This window comes from Comamonas sediminis, from assembly GCF_041107495.1.
Classification (GTDB): domain Bacteria; phylum Pseudomonadota; class Gammaproteobacteria; order Burkholderiales; family Burkholderiaceae_C; genus Comamonas; species Comamonas sediminis.
The window spans coordinates 201,160-219,960 of record NZ_JBGBDC010000006.1 but is presented as its reverse complement, the minus strand read 5'-3'; the positions used below and the strand labels follow the sequence as shown (position 1 = coordinate 219,960).

Here is an 18,801-nt window from a genome sequence, read left to right as displayed (position 1 = left end):
TGGAACCAGGCCGCCGAGCACTACCGCTGCGGCCAAGCCGCTCCAGCCCCCGTACCCCACAAATACCAAAGCCCCGGCTGAACCCAGGTCAGCATGGGGCTTTGGTGTATCTGGCGGGCTGGCAGTAATCAGGCTGCTGCGTCAGCGTCGCTCTCTTCTTCCTTCTTGGGCTGGTTGCGCGAGAACCAGGTGGCGCCCAGGATGCCGACCTCGTACAGAATGCACATGGGCACGGCCAGCGAAATCTGCGACAGCACATCCGGCGGGGTCACCACCGCCGCGATGACAAACGACAGCACGATGAAGTAGCCGCGGAACGACTTGAGCTTGGCAATCTCCACCAGGCCCAGGCGCACCAGCAGAATCACCACAATCGGGACCTGGAAGGCCAGGCCAAAGGCCAGGTAGAGCGACAAGATGGCCTCGACATACGAGGCGATATCGGGCGTGGCAGCCACGCTTGACGGCGTGAAGTGCTGGATGAAGCCAAACATGCGGTCGAGCACGAACAGCTGCACAAAGGCAATGCCGGCGTATGCCAGCAGGCTGCCAAAGAAGATCAGCGGCAGCGCAAACTTGCGCTCATGCATGTACAGGCCCGGTGCCACAAAGGCCCACAGCTGGTACATGATCCAGGGCAGTGCCAGCAAGATCGCTGCCATGCCCAGCACTTTGAGCGGGACGATGAAAGGCGAGAACACGCCAACCGCGATCAGCTTGGCGTCGGGCGGCATGTGCATCTTGATCGGATGGGCAATGAAATTCATCAAGCCATCAGGCCCCGGCCAGATGGCCAGCAGCACCACGGCGACGAGCACACCGCCAATGCTGTAGAGCAGCCTATCGCGCAGCTCCATCAGGTGCTGCACAAAGGGCTGCTCGGTGCCGGCCAGCTCGTCTTCTTTGGAAGGGGTTTCGGACATGGGGATATCAGTTGCGGATCAAGGCATCACCGGCGTGCAGCACCTGGAGGCAGGCTGCACCATCGCGGACCGGTGGAATGCCAGGGAGAAAACATGCCAACGCCCTGCCCCTGGAGCCTGATGCGTTGCGTGCGCCATCACAGGCCGGACGATGGCTTTTTGGGCCGGAAACGTGCCACGCGTGCCGCGCCCGACTGCACATGGGTGCGCACACCCGCTTGGTGCTTGTACCACTGGGGCGTCGCGCCGCGCTTTACGCGCCAGTTCTTGCGCGGGTGGTGGTAGACCGGCGCCACCGCCGATGCCGAGCCACTGTCATAGCTCTCGGCATAGGGATCTGCGGTGTAGAAGCTGTCGTCGCTGGCCGATGAAGCCAGGCCATTGGCCTGGTCGTTGAGGTTTTTCTCGAAGTCTGCCGAATTGGTGCGGATGGTGTTTTCCACATCCCGCGCGGCCGACTCGACGTTCTCTTTCATCTTGCGCAGCTCGTCAAGCTCCATCGAGCGGTTGACCTCGGACTTGACGTCGTTGACATAGCGCTGCGCCTTGCCCAGCAAGGTGCCCACCGTGCGCGCAACGCGCGGCAGTTTTTCAGGGCCGATGACGATCAGTGCCACCGCACCGATCAAGGCCATTTTGGAGATACCGAGATCAAACATTCCAGTCCCATCGAATGCACAGCAACGGTTGCTGCGGCTGGCCCGCAGCCCCAGCGGCGCGCATATCAGCCCTTGTTCTTGGCTTCTACGTCGATGGTGGAGTTCTTGTCAGCGACGGGCGACTGGCCCACCTGCTGTGCCGTGGTCGTCGTGGGGGCAGCGGGCGAGGCCGAGTCACTGCCGTCCTTGATGCCATCCTTGAAGCCCTTGACCGCACCACCCAGATCGGTGCCGATGTTCTTGAGCTTCTTGGTGCCGAACACCAGCACCACGATGAGCAGAACAATCAGCCAATGCCAAACAGAAAAGGAACCCATGAAATTCTCCTAGCGAATATGCACATTTTAGACGCCTTGGGCATCTACCAGTTTCGTAATACTGTCACAGGGCGAGGTCATCGCCGTTGGGCGGAGCCAGCGCTCAGCCCTTTTTCCAGGGCCGGGGGCCGCCCAGCAGGTGGATGTGCAGGTGGTGCACTTCCTGGCCGCCCTCCTCGCCGGTGTTGACCATCAGCCGGAAACCCCCTTGCGGATAGGGGTTGCAGCCGTTGTCCAGCGCCAGTTGCGGTGCCTTGGCCAGCATGCGGCCCAGCAACGGAGCATCTTCGGCACCGACCTGCGCCATCGACGGGATGTGCCGCTTGGGCACCATCAGCAAATGCACGGGAGCGGCCGGGTGGATGTCCTTGAACACCAGCATGTCCTCGTCCTCATGAACCTTGCTCGACGGGATTTGGCCGGCGATGATTTTGCAAAAAAGGCAGTCGGGATCGTGCATAAAATTCTTATCTCTCAAAACAACGGCGGCGCCGCAGCGGGCAGCCACCAGCACTGGGCACGGTACAAGCAGCAACCGTGCCAACCATCAGTAAATTACACCTTGAAGCCAGAACGCACACCGACATCGGCGCGGTGCTGGGTCAGCCAGTTCTCGCCGGACACACGGCCCCGCTCAAACAGTTCGCGCACAAAGGGCGCATCGGAGCGGTTCTTGCTGGACGCGCCATAGCTCTTGAGCACGGCACCCCCATCCACATGGTGCATCAGCATGTACTTGTAGCGTTCACGGTCCAGCTTGCCTTCATCGAGCAGGCGGCGCACAAAGCCCATCGCCCGCAACTCGGCCAGCAAGCTGGCGTTGAAGGTGATTTCATTGATACGGTCCATGATTTCCTGGACGTTGGTGGGCACCTCGTTGTACTCAATCGGGTTGAGCTGCACCAGCAGCACATCGCTGTTGCCGGTCTGGTAGATCAGCGGGTAGAGCAAGGGATTGCCGGAGTAGCCGCCGTCCCAGTAGTGCTGGTCCTTGATCTCGACCGCCTTGTACATCATCGGCAGGCAGGCGGAGGCCATCACCGCATCGGCGGACAAGCGCTTGCCACTGAACACCTCGCCCTTGCCGGTACGCACATTGGTCGCGCAGACAAACACCCGGGGGGCATTGCGGCCTTGCTCGTGCTGCAAAAAGTCGAAATCCACCACTTTCTCAAGCAGACGGCGCAGCGGGTTGATATCGAGGGGATTGGTCTGGTAGGGCGAGAGCCACTGGCTCATCATGTCCCAGATGGCCTTGCCAGCCATCGGCACGCCCGCCATCAGGCTGCCCATGGTACCCACGCCTTCCCAGAACTGGGTCAGGCTCTCCCGGGCCGATTCGCAGCCGGCCTCATGGGCCTTGCGCCGGTCTGTCTGGGTCGCTGCCGCCTTGCCATAGCCATAGGCCATCACGACGGCATTCATCGCGCCGGCACTGGTGCCGCTGATGCCCTCGGCCCAGAGGCTGCGGTCAGCCAGCAAGGCATCGAGCACCCCCCAGGTGAAGGCACCATGCGAGCCGCCGCCTTGCAAGGCCAGGCTGATCGGGGGGGTGTTTTCGTCCACCCCCTTGGAGCGCGGCAGGCGTTTGGGCGCTTCGGCTTCGACGGGCACCGGCTCTCCCGGCAGCGCTGGCGCTTCGGGCTGCGGCTCGGCGCTAGCCATGGATGGCCTGGTCTTTGTTCATTGCCAGCATGCCGCGCACGATGCGATAGAGGAACCACAGCGAAATCAGCGTCCAGGCAATCCAGCCAGGGACGAGGAACAGGATCCACAGCGGCGCGGTGACCACATACAAGATGCCGGCCCAGATGACGCTGCGAATGCGCCAGGAGAAGTGGCTTTGCTGCCAGGTGCCTTGCGCATCGCTGCGCTTGACCAGGTCGATCACCAGCGCAATCAGCAGCAGCACGATGCTGGCCTGCGCACTGGGCACCACCGCCGCCACTGCCACGATCAGGTGCAGCAGGTAGCTCACCCAGCCCCAGGTCTTGAGGCTTTCCATCGCGGCCGAATCCACAGTCTTCACGTCAACGACATCATTCATGCGGAACTCCCTTCTTCAGCTTCACGGTTTTTTACCTTGCGCATCGCCTTCTCTTCCAGACCACTGAGGCCTTCGCGGCGTACCAGTTCATTCACCACATCAGCGGGGCTCAGGCCATAGTGGGTCAGCGCAACCATCGTATGAAACCACAGATCGGCGACTTCGTACACCAGTTTGGAGGCGGGCGCTCCGTGGTCCACATCCTTGGCAGCCATCACCACCTCGGTCGCCTCCTCTCCCACCTTCTTCAAAAAGGCGTCGGGCCCCTTGTGCAGCAAACGGGCCACATAGCTGGCCTCGGGATCACCGCCATTGGCAGGTTTGCGCGACTCCAGCACTTCGGCCAGACGCATCAAGGCATCCGTTGAGGACATGGCAGCAGAGGGGGAGGTATCGGTCATATCGGAAATATAGCGAAGCAGCCGCAAAGGGCTGCAAAGGAAGGCGGATGCTGGACAGGGATTATTTGTAGATCGATTCCGGGTCTTTCAAGACCGGATCGACCGCTTGCCACTGGCCATCACGCAACACGCTGTAAAAACAGCTGTGGCGGCCTGTGTGGCAGGCAATGCCCGGCTCATGCCCCGTCTGGGTCACGCTCAGCAGCACCACATCATTGTCACAGTCAATGCGGATCTCGTGCACGGTCTGCACATGGCCGGACTCTTCGCCCTTGAACCACAGCTTGCCGCGCGAACGGCTGAAGTACACCGCCCGCCCCAGCTCGGCCGTGTGGGCCAGCGCCTCGCGGTTCATCCAGGCAAACATCAGCACATCCTTGGTGTGCTGCTCCTGCGCAATCACGGGCACCAGGCCCTGCGCATCCCATTTCACTTGATCGAGCCAGTTCATGCGGGGAATTGTCTCGCATTCAATGCAGTTGTGCGCACTGCAGGGAGAAAACAGCCCCCAATGCAACCGGCCCGGTGCAGCGAATGCAGCCGGGCCGGTGGGGTTGAGGGTCAAAAATGGTCAGTTCTGCCGACCACGGCCCTGGCGATGCGGCAGGGCCCTGCCTGCCAACAGCATCAGCAACAAGGCCACCAGACCCATCGCCCATGCGGCATTCACAGGCACTGCCTTGACGGCAGCTGGCGGTGTGCTGGTGAACACGGCGGACGCGGAGGCCTCGCTATTGGCCGCGACAGGGTCGTACACATCGCTGCTGGCGCGCGTGGTGATCGTGATGGCAGCCGTCGAGCTCGGCGTGAACTTGGTGGTACAGGTGACCGACTCACCCACCGCCAGCGAAGCGATCGGCGGGGTCGGCGTACACACGGTGACCGCACCGGTCGGTGCGCCGCTCACATCGCAGCGGGCATTGCTTGCCGTGGCGGGGCCTGCGTTGCGGCAGACCGAGGTCAGCGTGAACTCCACGCCCACCTTGGCATCGATGGTCGCAGGCATGCTCACCTGCATATCGGCCGCTTGCGTCGGCGTGCTCACCGAGCAGGCTGCACTGCAACTGCCTGGTGCACTGCTGTCCACAATATTGACCACATTCGGGCTGCTGACCGTGTCCTCCACGCGCACCGTGTACTCGAAAGCCACCGTGCCCGGTGCCTGAGCGCTACCGCCGGGCACCGTCACGGAACGGTTGCAGGTGCTGCGCGATGCGCCGCAACCCGCCGTCCACCCTTCGTCGGTACCGGCATAGCGGGTGCCCACAGGCACCGTCTCCGTCAGCACCGTCGAGCCCGGCGTACCGCCCGTGTTGCTGACCAGGACCTGGTAGGTCAGCTTGTCACCGGGCTTGATCACATAGCCGGCAGGCACGGGCGCATCGTTGACCTTCACCAGCACATTGCGCACTGTCACTGCCGAAGGCGTATTGCCGTTGACAGCCTGGGTGGCCGTGTTGTTTGCGGTGTTGCTCTCATAACTATCGGTTGCCGCCGTCATGCTGGCGCTGATGGATCCTTCAGCGGCCGTGAAGGTCGCTGTGCAGCTGATGCTTTCGCCCACTGCAAGCTGGGTGTTGGCACCGCAAGTCGCTGCAATGCTGTTGCCGCCGTTGTTCACGGTCATCACGCAGCTGGCATTCACCGCCTCCACCGGGCCGTTGTTGGTGCATTGGCCGGTGATGGTCACGCTGTCGCCAACCACCACGGCGCCAGATGGAATCGTCGTGATCTGCGCTTGCATGTCCGCGACCGCATTGGCCGTTTCCGCCGTGCAGCCACCGGCCGCGCAAGCGGCTGGCACATCGCTGGTCACCGTATTGATGATCTTGCCGCTGCTGGTCGCTGGCGCCAGCACTTCCACCGTGAACTGCACGGTCTGCTCGCCCGGTGCGCCTGCGCTCTGCGCGGGAACGGTCACACTTTGCGTGCACGTGCTGGCTGCTGCGTCGCAGGCATGGGGTGCCAGGCTCCAACCCTGGTCAGGGTTAGCGGCAGCGCCACCGACAAACCTGGTACCTTCCGGCACGGTTTCGGTCAGCTCCAGGGTGCTGGCGGTACCGCCCGCATTGGTCACCCGCAGGTGGTAGGTCAGCGTGTCACCGATCTTGGCTGCATAGTTGTCAGGGACTGCAGCACCGTTGACTTGCGCCAGGGTCTTGGCGATGTTCAGCTCGGCCGGCGTATTGACCTTGACGGTCTTCGTTGCCGTGTTGTTACCTGCAGCCGGGTCGTACAAGGTGTTGCTGGTCGCAACGCTGACTGCGTAGTCACCCGCATCACTTGGCGTGAACTTGGTGGTGCAGGTGATGCTCTCACCAGACTCCAAAGTGGCGGCTGGGCTCACAGGCGCGCAAGTGGTAACCGCATTGGCTGGCGCAGTCACGATGCAAGATGCGTTGAGCGCGCTTTGTGGGCCCTGGTTCTTGCACACGCTGGTGTAGACCAGTTCCACACCGGTGGTGCTGGTCGGTCCTGGCGTCACAGCCACGGTGGCCTGCATGTCTGCACGTTGCGTGCCGGTCGTTACCTGGCAAGCGCTGCAGCTGCCAACGCTGCTGGTGGCCGTGTTGACAATGGTGGCAGTGCTGCCAGGGCCCGCCACGGTGACGGTGTAGGTCACCGAGCTCGTTTGGCCCGCGCCCACTGCTACCGTCTGGTTGCAGGTGCTCGATGCTGCTGCACAACCGCCGCCCCAGCCCTCGCCCGTTCCCGTGTAGCTCGTGCCTGCTGGCACCGTCTGGCCCACATCAGTGCTGCCTACGGTGCCGCCGGTATTCGCAACCGTCACCGTGTAGGTCAGCACATCGCCGGGCTTGGCCAGATAACCAGCAGGGACAGGGTTACCGTTCACTGCGGTCAACACATTGGTGGTTACCAGGCTAGCCGCAGTGTTTCCCACCGTGGACTTGGTGTCGGTGTTGTTCGCCGTGTTGCTCTCGTAGCTTTGCGTAGTCGTATGGATGGTGGCGCTGATCGCACCTTCTACAGCCGTGAAGCTGGCCGTGCAGCTGATGCTTTCGTTCAATGCCAGATTCACATTGACACCGCAGCTTGCCGGGATGCTGTTGCCGCCGTTGTTCACGGTCATCTCGCAGCTGGCATTTACAGCGTCGGCGGGGCCCTTGTTGGTACAGACGCCAGTGATGGTCACGCTTTGACCCACCACCACCGCCGTAGCTGGGATGTCGGTGATCTGCGCTTGCATGTCTGCCACTGCGTTGTTGGTCTCCACCGAGCAGCTGGTGCCGGTACAAACAGCCGCCACATCGCTCAGCACGGTATTGGTGATCTTGCCGTTGCTGGTCGCTGGCGCAATCACTTCCACGGTGAACTCAACGGTCTTCTCACCAGCAGCACCTTCGGCACTTTGCGCTGGCACCGTCACGCTTTGCGTGCAGGTGCTGGCTGCTGCCAGGCAAGCCTCGGGCGCCTCGCTCCAGCCTTGGGTTGGATCGCTGCTGACGCCCACAAACTGGGTGCCCTCTGGCACGGTCTCGGTCAAGACCGTCGTGCCAGATGTACCACCCGTGTTGGTCACCAGCATCGCATAGGTGAGCTTGTCCCCGATCTTGGCTGCATAGTTCGCTGGCACAGCCGCGCCATTGACTTGCGCCAAGGTCTTGGTGATGTGCAGGTCTGCTGGCGTTCTGACCTTGACAGTGGCATTGGCCGTGTTGTTGCCTGGTGCCGCGTCGTACAGCGCATTGCTGGCCGTCACGCTCACGGCATAGTCATCGGCTGCACTTGGCGTGAGCTTGGTGGTGCAGGTGATGCTGGACCCCGAAGCAAGCGTTGCTGCTGGCGTCGTTGGCGCGCAAGTCGTCACGGCATTCGCGGGAGCAATTACCACGCAAGCTGCATTGATCGCACTCTGTGGACCGTTGTTCTTGCAGACAGCGGTGTAGACCAACTCAACACCTGTGGTGCTGGTCGCGCCTGGCGTCACGGTCACGGTAGCCTGCATGTCTGCCTGCTGCGTGCCGGTAGTCACCTGGCAAGCCGTGCAGGTGCCTACCGAACTGGTAACCGTGTCAACGATAGTTGCAATCGAGCCTGGGCTTGCCACGGTCACCGTGTACTGCAGCGTGCTGGTCTGGCCTGCGGCAACAGTGACTGGCTGCGCACACTGCGTGCCCGCTGCCGCGCATCCTGCGCCCCAACCTTGGCCGGTACCGGTGTAGGTCGTGCCTGCTGGTACCGTCTGACCCACTTCGGTGGAGCCAGCGGTACCGCCGCTGTTGGTAACGCTGACGGTGTAGGTCAGCACATCACCGGGCTTGGCCAAGTAATTGGCTGGCACAGGGCTGCCGTTCACTGCGGTCAACACATTGGTGGTTGCCAGGCTTGCTGGCGTATTACCTACCGTGGACTTGCTGTCCGTGTTATTGGTCTTGTCCGATTCGTAGCTTTGCGTTGCCGCGCTCACGCTTGCGCTGATGTCGCCTTGGGCTGCAACAAAGGTTGCCGAGCAGCTCAGGGTCTCATTGACAGCCAAGGTCTTGGCAGCATCGCAAGTGGCAGTGATGGATGCACCACCATTGCTGACCACCATGGCGCAGCTAGCGCTTGCAGCACTGGCGGGGCCATTGTTGGTGCAGACGCCCGTGATGGTCACGCTGTCACCCACCACCACGGCACCCGCTGGCATGCTGGTGATCTGCGCTTGCATGTCGGCAACCGCGTTTGATGTTTCCACACTGCAGTTGGTGCCTGCACAAGCTGTAGCCATGTCGCTAGCAACGGTGTTGGTGATCTTGCCATTCGTCGTAGCCGGTGCAACGACCTCTACGGTGAACTGAACCGTCCGCTCGCTGGCTACACCCTCGGCGCTTTGTGCTGGCACGTTCACGCTTTGAACGCAGGTGGTACCTGCTGCTTCGCATTTCTGAGGTGCCTCGCTCCAGCCTTGGGTTGGATCGCTGCTGACGCCCACAAACTGGGTGCCCTCTGGCACGGTCTCGGTCAGCACCGTCGTACCAGCAGTACCACCCGTGTTGGTCACCACCATTGCATAGGTCAGCTTGTCGCCAATCTTGGCGGCGTAGCCAGCAGTCGCATCGGCGCCATTGACTTGCACCAAGCTCTTGACGATGCTCAGCGCAGCTGGCGTGTTGACCTTGACGCTGCTGTTGGCAGTGTTGTTGGCTGGCGCTGCGTCGTACAGGTCATTGCCGGTAGCCACGCTGACTGCATAGTCACCAGCGCTGCTCGGCGTGAGCTTGGTGACGCAAGTGATGCTGTCGCCCGAAGCCAACGTAGCCGCTGGGCTGGTTGGCGTGCAGATTGCTGCCGATGCGCCCGCTGGTGCGCTCACCACGCAAGATGCGTTCAGTGCTGCTTGTGGGCCGTTGTTCTTGCAAACAGCGGTGTAGATCAGTTCCACACCGGTGGTGCTGATAGCGCCTGGCGTCACGGTCACAGCTGCCGCCATATCTGCCTGCTGCGTGTTGGTCGTCACCACACAGGTCGTGCAGGAGCCCACCGAGCTGGTAGCAGTGTTCACGATCGTTGGCGTGCTGCCCGGGCTGGACACAGTAACCGTGTAGGAAACCGTGCTGGTCTGACCGGCGCCGACACTGACTGGCTGCGCGCACTGCGTGCCCGCTGCCGTGCAACCTGCACCCCAGCCTTGGCCAGTACCGGTGTAGGTCGTGCCTGCTGGTACCGTCTGACCCACTTCGGTGGAGCCAGCGGTACCGCCGCTGTTGGTAACGCTGACGGTGTAGGTCAGCACATCACCGGGCTTGGCCAGGTAGCCAGCGGGCACTGGACTGCCATTGACCAAGGTCAGCACATTGGTGGTCGCCAGGCTCGCAGGCGTATTGCCCACCGTGGACTTGGTGTCTGTGTTGTTGGCCGTGTTGCTCTCGTAGCTTTGCGTAGTCGTATGGATGGTGGCGCTGATCGCACCTTCGGCGGCAATGAACGTCACCGAGCAACTGATGCTTTCGCTCATCGCCAGGTTCGCGTTTGCACCACAAGTCGCTGCAATGCTTGTGCCACCGTTGTTCACCGCCATCTGGCAGCTAGCGTTTACTGCATTCGCTGGGCCGCTATTGGTGCACACGCCAGTGATGGTCACGCTTTGGCCCACCACCACCGCCGTTGCTGGGATGTCGGTGATCTGCGCTTGCATATCAGCAACAGCGTTCGCCGTTTCCACTGCGCAGTTGGTGCCTGCGCAAGCAGTTGCCACATCGCTCAGCACAGTATTGGTGATCTTGCCGTTGCTGGTGGCTGGCGCAATCACTTCCACGGTGAACTCAACGGTCCTCTCACCAGCAGCACCTTCAGGGCTTTGCGCTGGCACCGTCACGCTTTGCGTGCAGGTGCTACCTGCTGCCTCACAAACCGGTGCTTGGCTCCAGCCCTGGCTTGGGTCGGCTGTAGTACCTACAAACTGGGTACCTTCAGGCACGGTCTCAGTTAGGACCGTCGTACCAGCAGTACCACCCGTGTTGGTCACCACCATCGCATAGGTCAGCTTGTCCCCGATCTTGGCTGCATAGTTCGCTGGCACAGCCGCGCCATTGACTTGCGCCAAGGTCTTGGTGATATGCAGGTCTGCTGGCGTGTTGACCTTGACAGTGGCGTTGGCCGTGTTGTTGCCTGGTGCCGCGTCGTAAAGATCATTGCTGGTAGCCACGCTCACGGCATAGTCACCAGCCACGCTTGGCGTGAACTTGGTGGTGCAGGTGATGCTGGTGCCAGAAGCCAAGGTAGCCGCTGGGCTGGTTGGCGTGCAGGTGGTTTGAGCGCCAACTGGGGCGGTCACTGCGCAAGCTGCGTTCAAAGCCGTTTGCGGACCATTGTTCTTGCACACGCTGGTGTAGATCAGTTCCACCCCTGTGGTGCTGGTCGCGCCTGGCGTCACTGTCACGGTAGCCTGCATGTCTGCCTGCTGCGTGTCGGTAGTCACCTGGCAAGCCGTGCAGGTGCCCACCGAACTGGTAACCGTGTCCACGATAGTTGCAATCGAGCCTGGGCTTGCCACCGTCACCGTGTACTGCAGCGTGCTGGTCTGGCCTGCGGCAACAGTGACTGGCTGCGCACACTGCGTGCCCGCTGCCGCGCATCCTGCGCCCCAACCTTGGCCGGTACCGGTGTAGGTCGTGCCTGCTGGTACCGTCTGACCCACTTCGGTGGAGCCAGCGGTACCGCCGCTGTTGGTAACGCTGACGGTGTAGGTCAGCACATCACCGGGCTTGGCCAGGTAGCCTGCCGGCACTGGACTGCCGTTCACTGCAGTCAACACATTGGTGGTTGCCAGGCTTGCTGGCGTATTGCCCACCGTGGACTTGGTGTCTGTGTTGTTCGCCGTGTTGCTCTCGTAGCTTTGCGTAGTCGCATGGATGGTGGCGCTGATCGCACCTTCGGCTGCGACAAAGGTCGCAGAGCAGCTCAGGTTCGCGCCCATTGCCAGGTCGGCATTGGCAGCGCAGGTGCCGGCAATGCTGGTGCCGGCATTGTTCACGGCCATGGCGCAACTGGCGTTCACCGCATCGGCGGGGCCGTTGTTGGTACAGGTGCCGGTGATGGTGACGCTTTGACCCACGACCACCGCCGTAGCGGGGATGGAGCTGATCTGCGCTTGCATATCAGCCACTGCATTGGCCGTCTCGACCGCGCAAGTACCGGAAGCACAGGCGGCAGCCACGTCGCTCGCCACGGTGTTCGTGATCTTGCCGTTGCTGGTCGCTGGGGCCAGGACCTTCACGGTGAACTGCACCGTCTGCTGACCGGGAACACCGTCCGGGCTCTGTGCAGGGACCGACACGGTTTGCGTGCAGATGCTGGCTGCCGCGTCGCAAGCTTGCGGAGCCTGGCTCCAGCCTTGGCTCAGGTCTGGCGCGTTGCCGCCGACAAACTGGGTGCCCTCCGGCACGGTCTCGGTCAAGACCGTGGTGCCAGCGGTGCCGCCGGTGTTGGTCACCACCATCGCATAGGTCAGCGTATCGCCGATCTTGGCTGCGTAATTGGCAGGCACAGCCGCGCCGTTGACTTGCGCCAGGCTCTTGACGATACGCAGGGCTGCTGGCGTGTTGACCTTGACGGTCGCCGTTGCGCTGTTGTTGCCCGTTGCGGGGTCGAACAAGGTGTTGCTGGTGGCAACGCTCACAGCGTAGTCACCCACCACACTCGGTGTGAGCTTGGTGGTGCAGGTGATGCTGGAGCCGGAAGCGAGCGTTGCAGCCGGACTGGCGGGTGTACAGGTCGTTGCGGCGCCAGCAGGAGCGCTCACCGTGCATGCGGCGTTCAGGGCCGTTTGCGGGCCATTGTTCTTGCAGATGCTGGTGTAGGTCAGCTCCACACCCGTCGCACTGGTGGTGCCTGGGCTGACCGAGATGCTCGCCTGCATGTCTGCCCGCTGTGTATCGGTGCTGACCTGGCAAGCGGTGCAGGTGCCTACCGAGCTGGTGGCGGTATCAACAATCGTTGCCGTGCTGCCTGGGCTGGCGACGGTGACGGTGTACTGCACGGTGCTGGTTTGGTTTGCTCCGACTGGCACGGTTTGCGTGCACTGCGTGCCCGCATCCGTGCAGCCTGCGCTCCAGCCTTGGCCGCTGCCCGTATAGGTGGTACCGGCAGGTACGGTCTGGCCCACGTCGGTGGAGCCTGCCGTGCCACCGCTGTTGACGACGGTCACCGTGTAAGTCAGCACATCGCCGGGCTTGGCCAGGTAGCCGGCAGGCACCGGGCTGCCATTGACCGATGTCAGCACATTGGTGGTTGCCAGGCTTGCCGGCGTGTTGACCGCGAGGCTATGGCTTGCGCAGAAGGTGGTGGCGCTGTTCACACAGGTGGCACTGGGATCCGCGCCAGGAGCGCCTGAGCCCGTAGGGTTGGTCGCCGCGTTGTTGACCAAGGTTCCGCCGGCATTTGGCAAAGTGACGGTCAGTTGCACAGTGGCAGATGCGCCTGCGGCGACCGGACCCGCCACGGTACAGGTCAGCAGGGCTGCGGCACTGCTGGGCAGCGTGCCGCAGCTGGCACCGCTGACCGAGGTAGCTACCACGCCTGCGGGCAGCTGGTCCTTGATGATCGGGTTGCTGCCGGTAACGAGCTGGCCGCTGTTGCTCAGGGTCAGCGTGTAGACGTAGCTCGAGCCGGTCAGCGCGGTGGCCGCACCGGTCTTGCTCAGGCTGACATTGGCAGGGGTGCTGGATGCGGTGGTCGCGCTGGCACACACCACATTGGCGGCATTGGTACAGGCCGGGCCAGGATCCACACCGGGGTTGCCGCTACCCGATGGATGGGTAGCCGCATAGTTGACGACATTGCCGCCGCCGCTGGGCATGGTCACCGTCAGCTGGATGCTGGCAGTTCCGCCATCGGCCGCAACCGGATCGGCCACGGTGCAGCTCAGCAACGCGCCAGCAGCGCTGGGCAAGGTGCCGCAGTTGGCACCGGTGACGGCGGTAGCCACCATGCCAGGGGCCAACTGGTCGCGCACCACCAGGTTGGAGGCGGTGGCGGTCTGGCCGCTGTTGCTCAGCGCCAGCGTGTAGACATAGCTGTTGCCAGCCACAGCGGTAGCAGCGCCGGATTTGACCAGGCCGACATTGGCGGGTGTCTTCACAGCCACCGCCCCTGTGGTCGGATCGCATGCGTCCGTCGTAGTGGCCGCGGTACAACTGGGGTCACCACCACCGCCCAAGTTGGCGGTGTTGGCAGCGCCCGTGCTGGTGGCCGACAGTGCGACAGAGACGGGAATGGTCACGACATAGCTGCCGTTGGCCAAGCCGCTGGCCAGTTGGCACGCGCCAATGGTGCTGCCGCTGGTGCTGCAACCGCTCAATGTGGCACCGCCACTGACGGTGGGCGCGCCGGACAGGGTCACACCGGTGGGCAGGCTGTCGGCAATGCTGATGGCAGCGGTGGTGGGGCCATTGGCCACACCGATGGTGATGCGGTAGCTTTGGCCGCTGGCACCGGCGACAAAGCTGCCCGGCGATGCGGCCTTGGTCACGCTGAGCTTGGGATAGACCGGCGTGTTGGTGAATGTGCAGCTGATGTCATCGCCGGCTTGGGGCACCACGGTGATGGAGGTACCGGTGCCCGATCCGACGCTGGTGCCACCCGCAGTGGCATTGGTGCAGCTGTAGGTCGTGGTGTAGCGGGCCAGATTGGTGGCAGGCGTGCCGGCAGCGGTTTCGGTCAGCAGGTAGCTGGTGCCTGCCGTCGCAGTGGTCGGGCCTGCCGAGGCCGTGGTTTGCGTACCGGTGGTCGTCGCACTGGGGCCACCGTTGCTGATGCCGACCGTGAACTGGTCGGTGCTGAGAAGGCGGCCGGCGACCACCGTATTGACCGTCAGTCTGGGCGCAATGGCGGTGTTGCTGAAGGTGCAGCTGATGTTGTCGCCCGCCTGGGGCGCCAGGCTGAAGCTGGTGCCCGTGCCCGACGGCATCACGGTACCTGCAACGCCGGCATTGCTACAGCTGTAGCTGCTGGTATAGCGCGACAGATTGGCGCCGGCCAGCACGGATTCGCTCAGCGTGTAGCTGGTGCCGGCGGTCGCTGTGAAGACCGTGGTGCTGGCCGTCGTGCTGGTGCCGGTGGTGGACGCCGAGGGGCCGCCATTGCTGATGGCCACCGTGAATTGGTCGGACGCCAAGGCCCGCGAAACAATCGATTTGGCCAGCGTCAGACGGGGCGCAATCGGCGTGTTCGTGAACGTACAGGTAATGGCATCGCCCGCCTGCGGCGTCAGCGTCAGCGTCGTGCCAGTGCCTGGCGCTACCGCAGTGCCGCCGGCCGTGGCATTGGTACAGGCGTAGCTGGTGGTGTAGCGCGCCAGATTGGTCGTGCCCGCAGCGGTCTCGCTCAGGACGTAGCTGGTGCCCGGCGTCACCGCAAAGCCGGCAGTGCTCACACTGGTGGCGGTGCCCGCCGTCGTCGCACTGGGGCCACCATTGCTGATGCCGACGGTGAACTGGTCCGTGCTGGCAGCGCGGGCATTGACACTGGAGACCACCGTCAACGTGGCCGATGGCACCACCGGAACGGAGTCGGTGGCACAGCCTGCGGTAGGCGTGTTGAGCGCCGTACAGGCGGCGGCGGTGGTGCTGGTGGGGTAGCTGCTGGTGCTGGGGTCGGTATTGTCGGTACCCACCTGCGCCTTGTTGACCAAGGTGGTGCTGGTCGTAGCCGAGACCGTCGCCGTCACCGCGATGCTGGCCGACGCATTGGCGGCCAAGGCACCTGCCGTGTTGTTGCAGGTCAGCACATTGCTGTCGGCGCCGGAGCCCATTGCACAGCTAAAAATACCCTGCGTCGCAGCGACCGTGACATTGCTGAGCCCGGCAGGGAACACATCCACCACCCGCACGGTATTGGCCAGGGCTTCCGCGCCCGTGTTGGCAACCGTCAGCGTGAAGGCGACCGCCGCCCCCGGCGCCTTGGATTGCGGATCGGCATGGGTCTTGGTCAGCCGCAGCGTCGGCGGTGTCTGCGCCGTGTTCAGATCAATCGCGCAACCCGCCGGAATGCTGTTGTTGGTACAGGCATTGACCTGGTCCGCAGTGGGCGCAGCGGTGGCCAGCGTGGCATCACCACCGCCCCCGACGCGCGCCTTGTTCATGTACTGGGTGCCACTGGTCATCGCACCCGCATTGGCGAGCAGGCTGAACTGGCTCACACCACCGGCCGCAATCGGCGCGGCAGATGTACAGCTCACTTCGGTGGCGCTCAGGCGCGTGCAGGTCCAGTCCGCCGCATTGGCGCCCGTCTTGGTCAACGTTGCGGGCCAGTTCATCGGGCCCGGCAGCACATCGCGGAAGTTGATCGTGCCCACCGAGGCGGTATCGCCGGTGTTGCTGACGCGGAATGCATACGTGGTCGTGCCTCCGACGTAGATGCCGAAACGGCCATCGTCCTTGGTCAAGGACAGCTGCACGCGCTTGACCGCATCGGTGTCAGCGGCGCAGCCCGTCGCGATTTCCGATGCGATCGCAGGAGAGCAGCTTTGCGTGGACGCGACCGTCGGCGCGTTGGGCTTGCTCGAATCGCTGCCACCGCCAACGCTGGCGAGATTGACCAAAGCGCTGGGCGCCGTGCTCGCAATCGACACCGGCAGCGATATCGCGGCACTGGCACCTGCGGCGATCACCGAACTGGTCGTGCAGCTGACACTGTTGCTCGACGAGGTGTAGCTGCAGCTGAACACCCCGCTGGTAAAGCTCGCCGCGCCGGTGTAGGCCATGCCGGTGGGCAGTGCATTCACCACGGTGACGGTGCCGGCCGTGGGCGCATTGCCCACGTTGTTGACCGTCAGCGTATAGGTTGTGGTGCCGCCTGCCAGCACCACGTCGGTGTTGTCGGTGTTGGTCAGGCTCAGCAGCGGCGAATTCACCGCATCCACATCCAGCGCGCAGCCTGCGGGGGACTGGTTGCCGGTACAGGCATCCACGGCAGCTTCGGTGGGCGCCGTGCTGTGGAGGGGATCGCCTCCGCCGCCGATCTTGGCCTTGTTGGTAGCCGTGGGGCCCGTCGCCGAGAGCAGTCCGATATTGACGGTCACCCCGAACACGCTGCTCCCTGCAGCGGGAATCGCGGTAGCGCTGGTACAGGTGATCAGGCGCGATCCGGCAGCGCCAGAGCAGCTCCAGTTGGCGGCATTGGCGCCCGTCAACGGCAGCGAGCCAGCGGGAATGGTCACACCCTGCGGCAGTTTGTCCACGATGGTGACCGTGCCTGTGGTGGGGGACGCGCCCACATTGCTGGCCGTCAGCGTGTACGTGGTTTGCCCGCCCGCATTGACGATGTTGACGCCATTGCTCTTGGTCAGGCGCAGGTCAATCGCACAGGAGGCACCCGGCAAGGTGCCAGGAACGTTCGGCGACTGGAACGAAGCGATGCCCCCTTGGTTGCCAAAGGCGCCGTAGTTGTCGGTGGTGCCATTGGTGGTGTAGCCGGGTGTACCGCCATTGATCGTGGTAGTGACCGACATGCTGGACGGAGAGAAGGCGATGAAGCCGCCACCGCCGCCGCCGCCAGGGCCATGGCGGTTGGCAGCATTGGTCTGGTTGCCCGCCCAGGCGTTGCCGCCATCCCCGCCACTGGCATCGATCACCGCAGATCCGCCTTCGACCGAGTGGATGATGACCGAGCCACCCGCACCGCCGCCGCCAGCGGCATCGTTTTGCACGTTGTAGCCATTGGCACCACGCACGTCGATCACACCAGTGCCGGTAACGCTCTGCGCACGCAAGATGACGATGCCGCCGCCCGAAGCGCCGGAAGAGCAGTGCCCGCCCGTGTCCGCGCAAGCAATGCCGTTGTTGCCATAGGCATTGTTATCGGCAGTGCCGTCATTGGTGCCACCAGCGCCGCCGCCGCCGCCGAGGAAAATGCGGTTGAAAGCGGTGGTGCCCACATAGCCACCGCCGCCTCGGCCCCCGCTGTCGACCAGCGGGTAGTTCCAGGGCCGGCCGCCCACGCCACCGGCGGCATAGTTACCGCCGCCCCCGCCGCCGGAGTTGTACTGGTTGTTGTTGGTGCCAGCCGGAGCACCATCGGCTCCGCCACCACCGGCATTGCCGGGGGCGCCTCGTGCACGTGAACCGCCGGGATAGCCTTCGGCGGTGTTATCCACCGAATTAATACCCCCCGAAGCCACTGCGTTGACCAGCTTGGAGCCATAAGCCGTGACCTTGTTGGCCAGATACCGCGGAGTGCCGGCAATACCTTCCCCTTTGCCTCCACCACCGCCTGCGCTGCTGTAGTCACCCATCCAGTCATCGCGCGAGCCACGGCTCGCGCCATTGCTGCCTACGGCGCCGCGAAAGCCTTTGCCTGCAAGGAAGATCGCCCGGTTGGCCTGGTTCTCCACCGTTGCGCCGTTGAGCGTCAGCACATCACGGGCATCGATGGCCACGACCCCGCCGGTAGCGCCGTTCCATGGCGGCGCAGTCACCCCGCTGACGGACGCACTGGTGTACTGCGGCACGCGCACGATCTGGTAGGTCTTCTGACCGGAGGTGGCGGTCGCCGCCGCATTGCGGTAGGTGTTGGTCAGTGCGGGCGAAAAGCTCACCACCCCGGACGACACAGAGACGACACGGACAAATTCATACAGGCCGGTGCTGCCGACACTGGTCGAGCCCTGGCCGCCGCTGCCACCACTGCCATAGGCACTGGAATTGACCGCGTTGATGCTCGCATCCTGCATCTGGATGACCAGCAACAAATCATTGGCGGCCAGGGTTTTGTTGGCGGCACCGGTTCGCTGGGTGCCCAAGGTCAGGCTGGTGCTGCCAGCAGCCAGTGTCGAAGCGCCGGCGCCCGGGAAGTAATCATTCACCACCCCGGTGGCCGCCCCTGCCCCATCGTTGCCAGGTGCCGCGCACATCTGCGCCCAGACGCCGAAGGGCAGAAGCAGCGATACCACCAGCAGCACCGCGCGTGCGTGCAACCAACGAAAGTGAGACAGGCAGGACGATCCCTGCGCAA

9 protein-coding genes are annotated in these 18,801 nt (G+C 63.4%); all 9 read right to left on the bottom strand.

What is annotated here, in order from left to right:
• Positions 1-128 precede the first annotated feature (128 nt).
• Complete coding sequence (tatC, locus tag AB7A72_RS15045; protein WP_239810782.1) at positions 129-923, bottom strand: twin-arginine translocase subunit TatC; 795 nt, start codon at positions 921-923, stop codon at positions 129-131.
• Positions 924-1,060: 137 nt separating this feature from the next.
• Positions 1,061-1,582 carry a Sec-independent protein translocase protein TatB gene (tatB, locus tag AB7A72_RS15040; protein ID WP_239810781.1) on the bottom strand — a complete coding sequence of 174 codons (522 nt, stop codon included), beginning with the start codon at positions 1,580-1,582 and terminating at the stop codon, positions 1,061-1,063.
• Between the two features lie 65 nt (positions 1,583-1,647).
• Positions 1,648-1,899 (bottom strand): Sec-independent protein translocase subunit TatA, encoded by a 252-nt coding sequence (tatA, locus tag AB7A72_RS15035; protein ID WP_239810780.1) that lies wholly within the window; start codon positions 1,897-1,899, stop codon positions 1,648-1,650.
• A gap of 103 nt (positions 1,900-2,002) precedes the next feature.
• The gene (locus tag AB7A72_RS15030; protein WP_239810779.1) at positions 2,003-2,359 is read right to left on the bottom strand and encodes a histidine triad nucleotide-binding protein; all 357 of its coding nucleotides are present in this window, start codon (positions 2,357-2,359) and stop codon (positions 2,003-2,005) included.
• 95 nt (positions 2,360-2,454) lie between these two features.
• Positions 2,455-3,465: a patatin-like phospholipase family protein gene (locus tag AB7A72_RS15025; RefSeq protein ID WP_407064990.1), complete on the bottom strand. Its 1,011-nt coding sequence runs from the start codon at positions 3,463-3,465 to the stop codon at positions 2,455-2,457.
• A 91-nt stretch (positions 3,466-3,556) separates the two neighbouring features.
• A complete protein-coding gene (locus tag AB7A72_RS15020) occupies positions 3,557-3,946 on the bottom strand; it encodes a DUF4870 family protein (RefSeq protein WP_239810777.1) in 390 nt (129 codons plus the stop codon).
• A complete protein-coding gene (locus tag AB7A72_RS15015) occupies positions 3,943-4,320 on the bottom strand; it encodes a phosphoribosyl-ATP diphosphatase (RefSeq protein ID WP_312452114.1) in 378 nt (125 codons plus the stop codon). The genes AB7A72_RS15020 and AB7A72_RS15015 overlap by 4 nt, the downstream gene beginning before the upstream one ends.
• Before the next feature lie 88 nt (positions 4,321-4,408).
• A complete protein-coding gene (gene hisI, locus AB7A72_RS15010; RefSeq protein ID WP_182328367.1) occupies positions 4,409-4,807 on the bottom strand; it encodes a phosphoribosyl-AMP cyclohydrolase in 399 nt (132 codons plus the stop codon).
• 111 nt (positions 4,808-4,918) lie between these two features.
• On the bottom strand, positions 4,919-18,763 hold the full coding sequence (locus AB7A72_RS15005) for a beta strand repeat-containing protein (RefSeq protein ID WP_369460432.1): 13,845 nt from the start codon (positions 18,761-18,763) through the stop codon (positions 4,919-4,921).
• Positions 18,764-18,801: the final 38 nt, after the last annotated feature.

Bases quoted from the DNA above. Each gene is read 5' to 3' on its own strand.
- AB7A72_RS15030 (WP_239810779.1), bottom strand. From the start codon at position 2,359: ATGCACGATCCCGACTGCCTTTTTTGCAAAATCATCGCCGGCCAAATC.
- tatC (WP_239810782.1), bottom strand. From the start codon at position 923: ATGTCCGAAACCCCTTCCAAAGAAGACGAGCTGGCCGGCACCGAGCAG.
- tatA (WP_239810780.1), bottom strand. From the start codon at position 1,899: ATGGGTTCCTTTTCTGTTTGGCATTGGCTGATTGTTCTGCTCATCGTG.
- AB7A72_RS15020 (WP_239810777.1), bottom strand. From the start codon at position 3,946: ATGAATGATGTCGTTGACGTGAAGACTGTGGATTCGGCCGCGATGGAA.
- tatB (WP_239810781.1), bottom strand. From the start codon at position 1,582: ATGTTTGATCTCGGTATCTCCAAAATGGCCTTGATCGGTGCGGTGGCA.
- AB7A72_RS15015 (WP_312452114.1), bottom strand. From the start codon at position 4,320: ATGTCCTCAACGGATGCCTTGATGCGTCTGGCCGAAGTGCTGGAGTCG.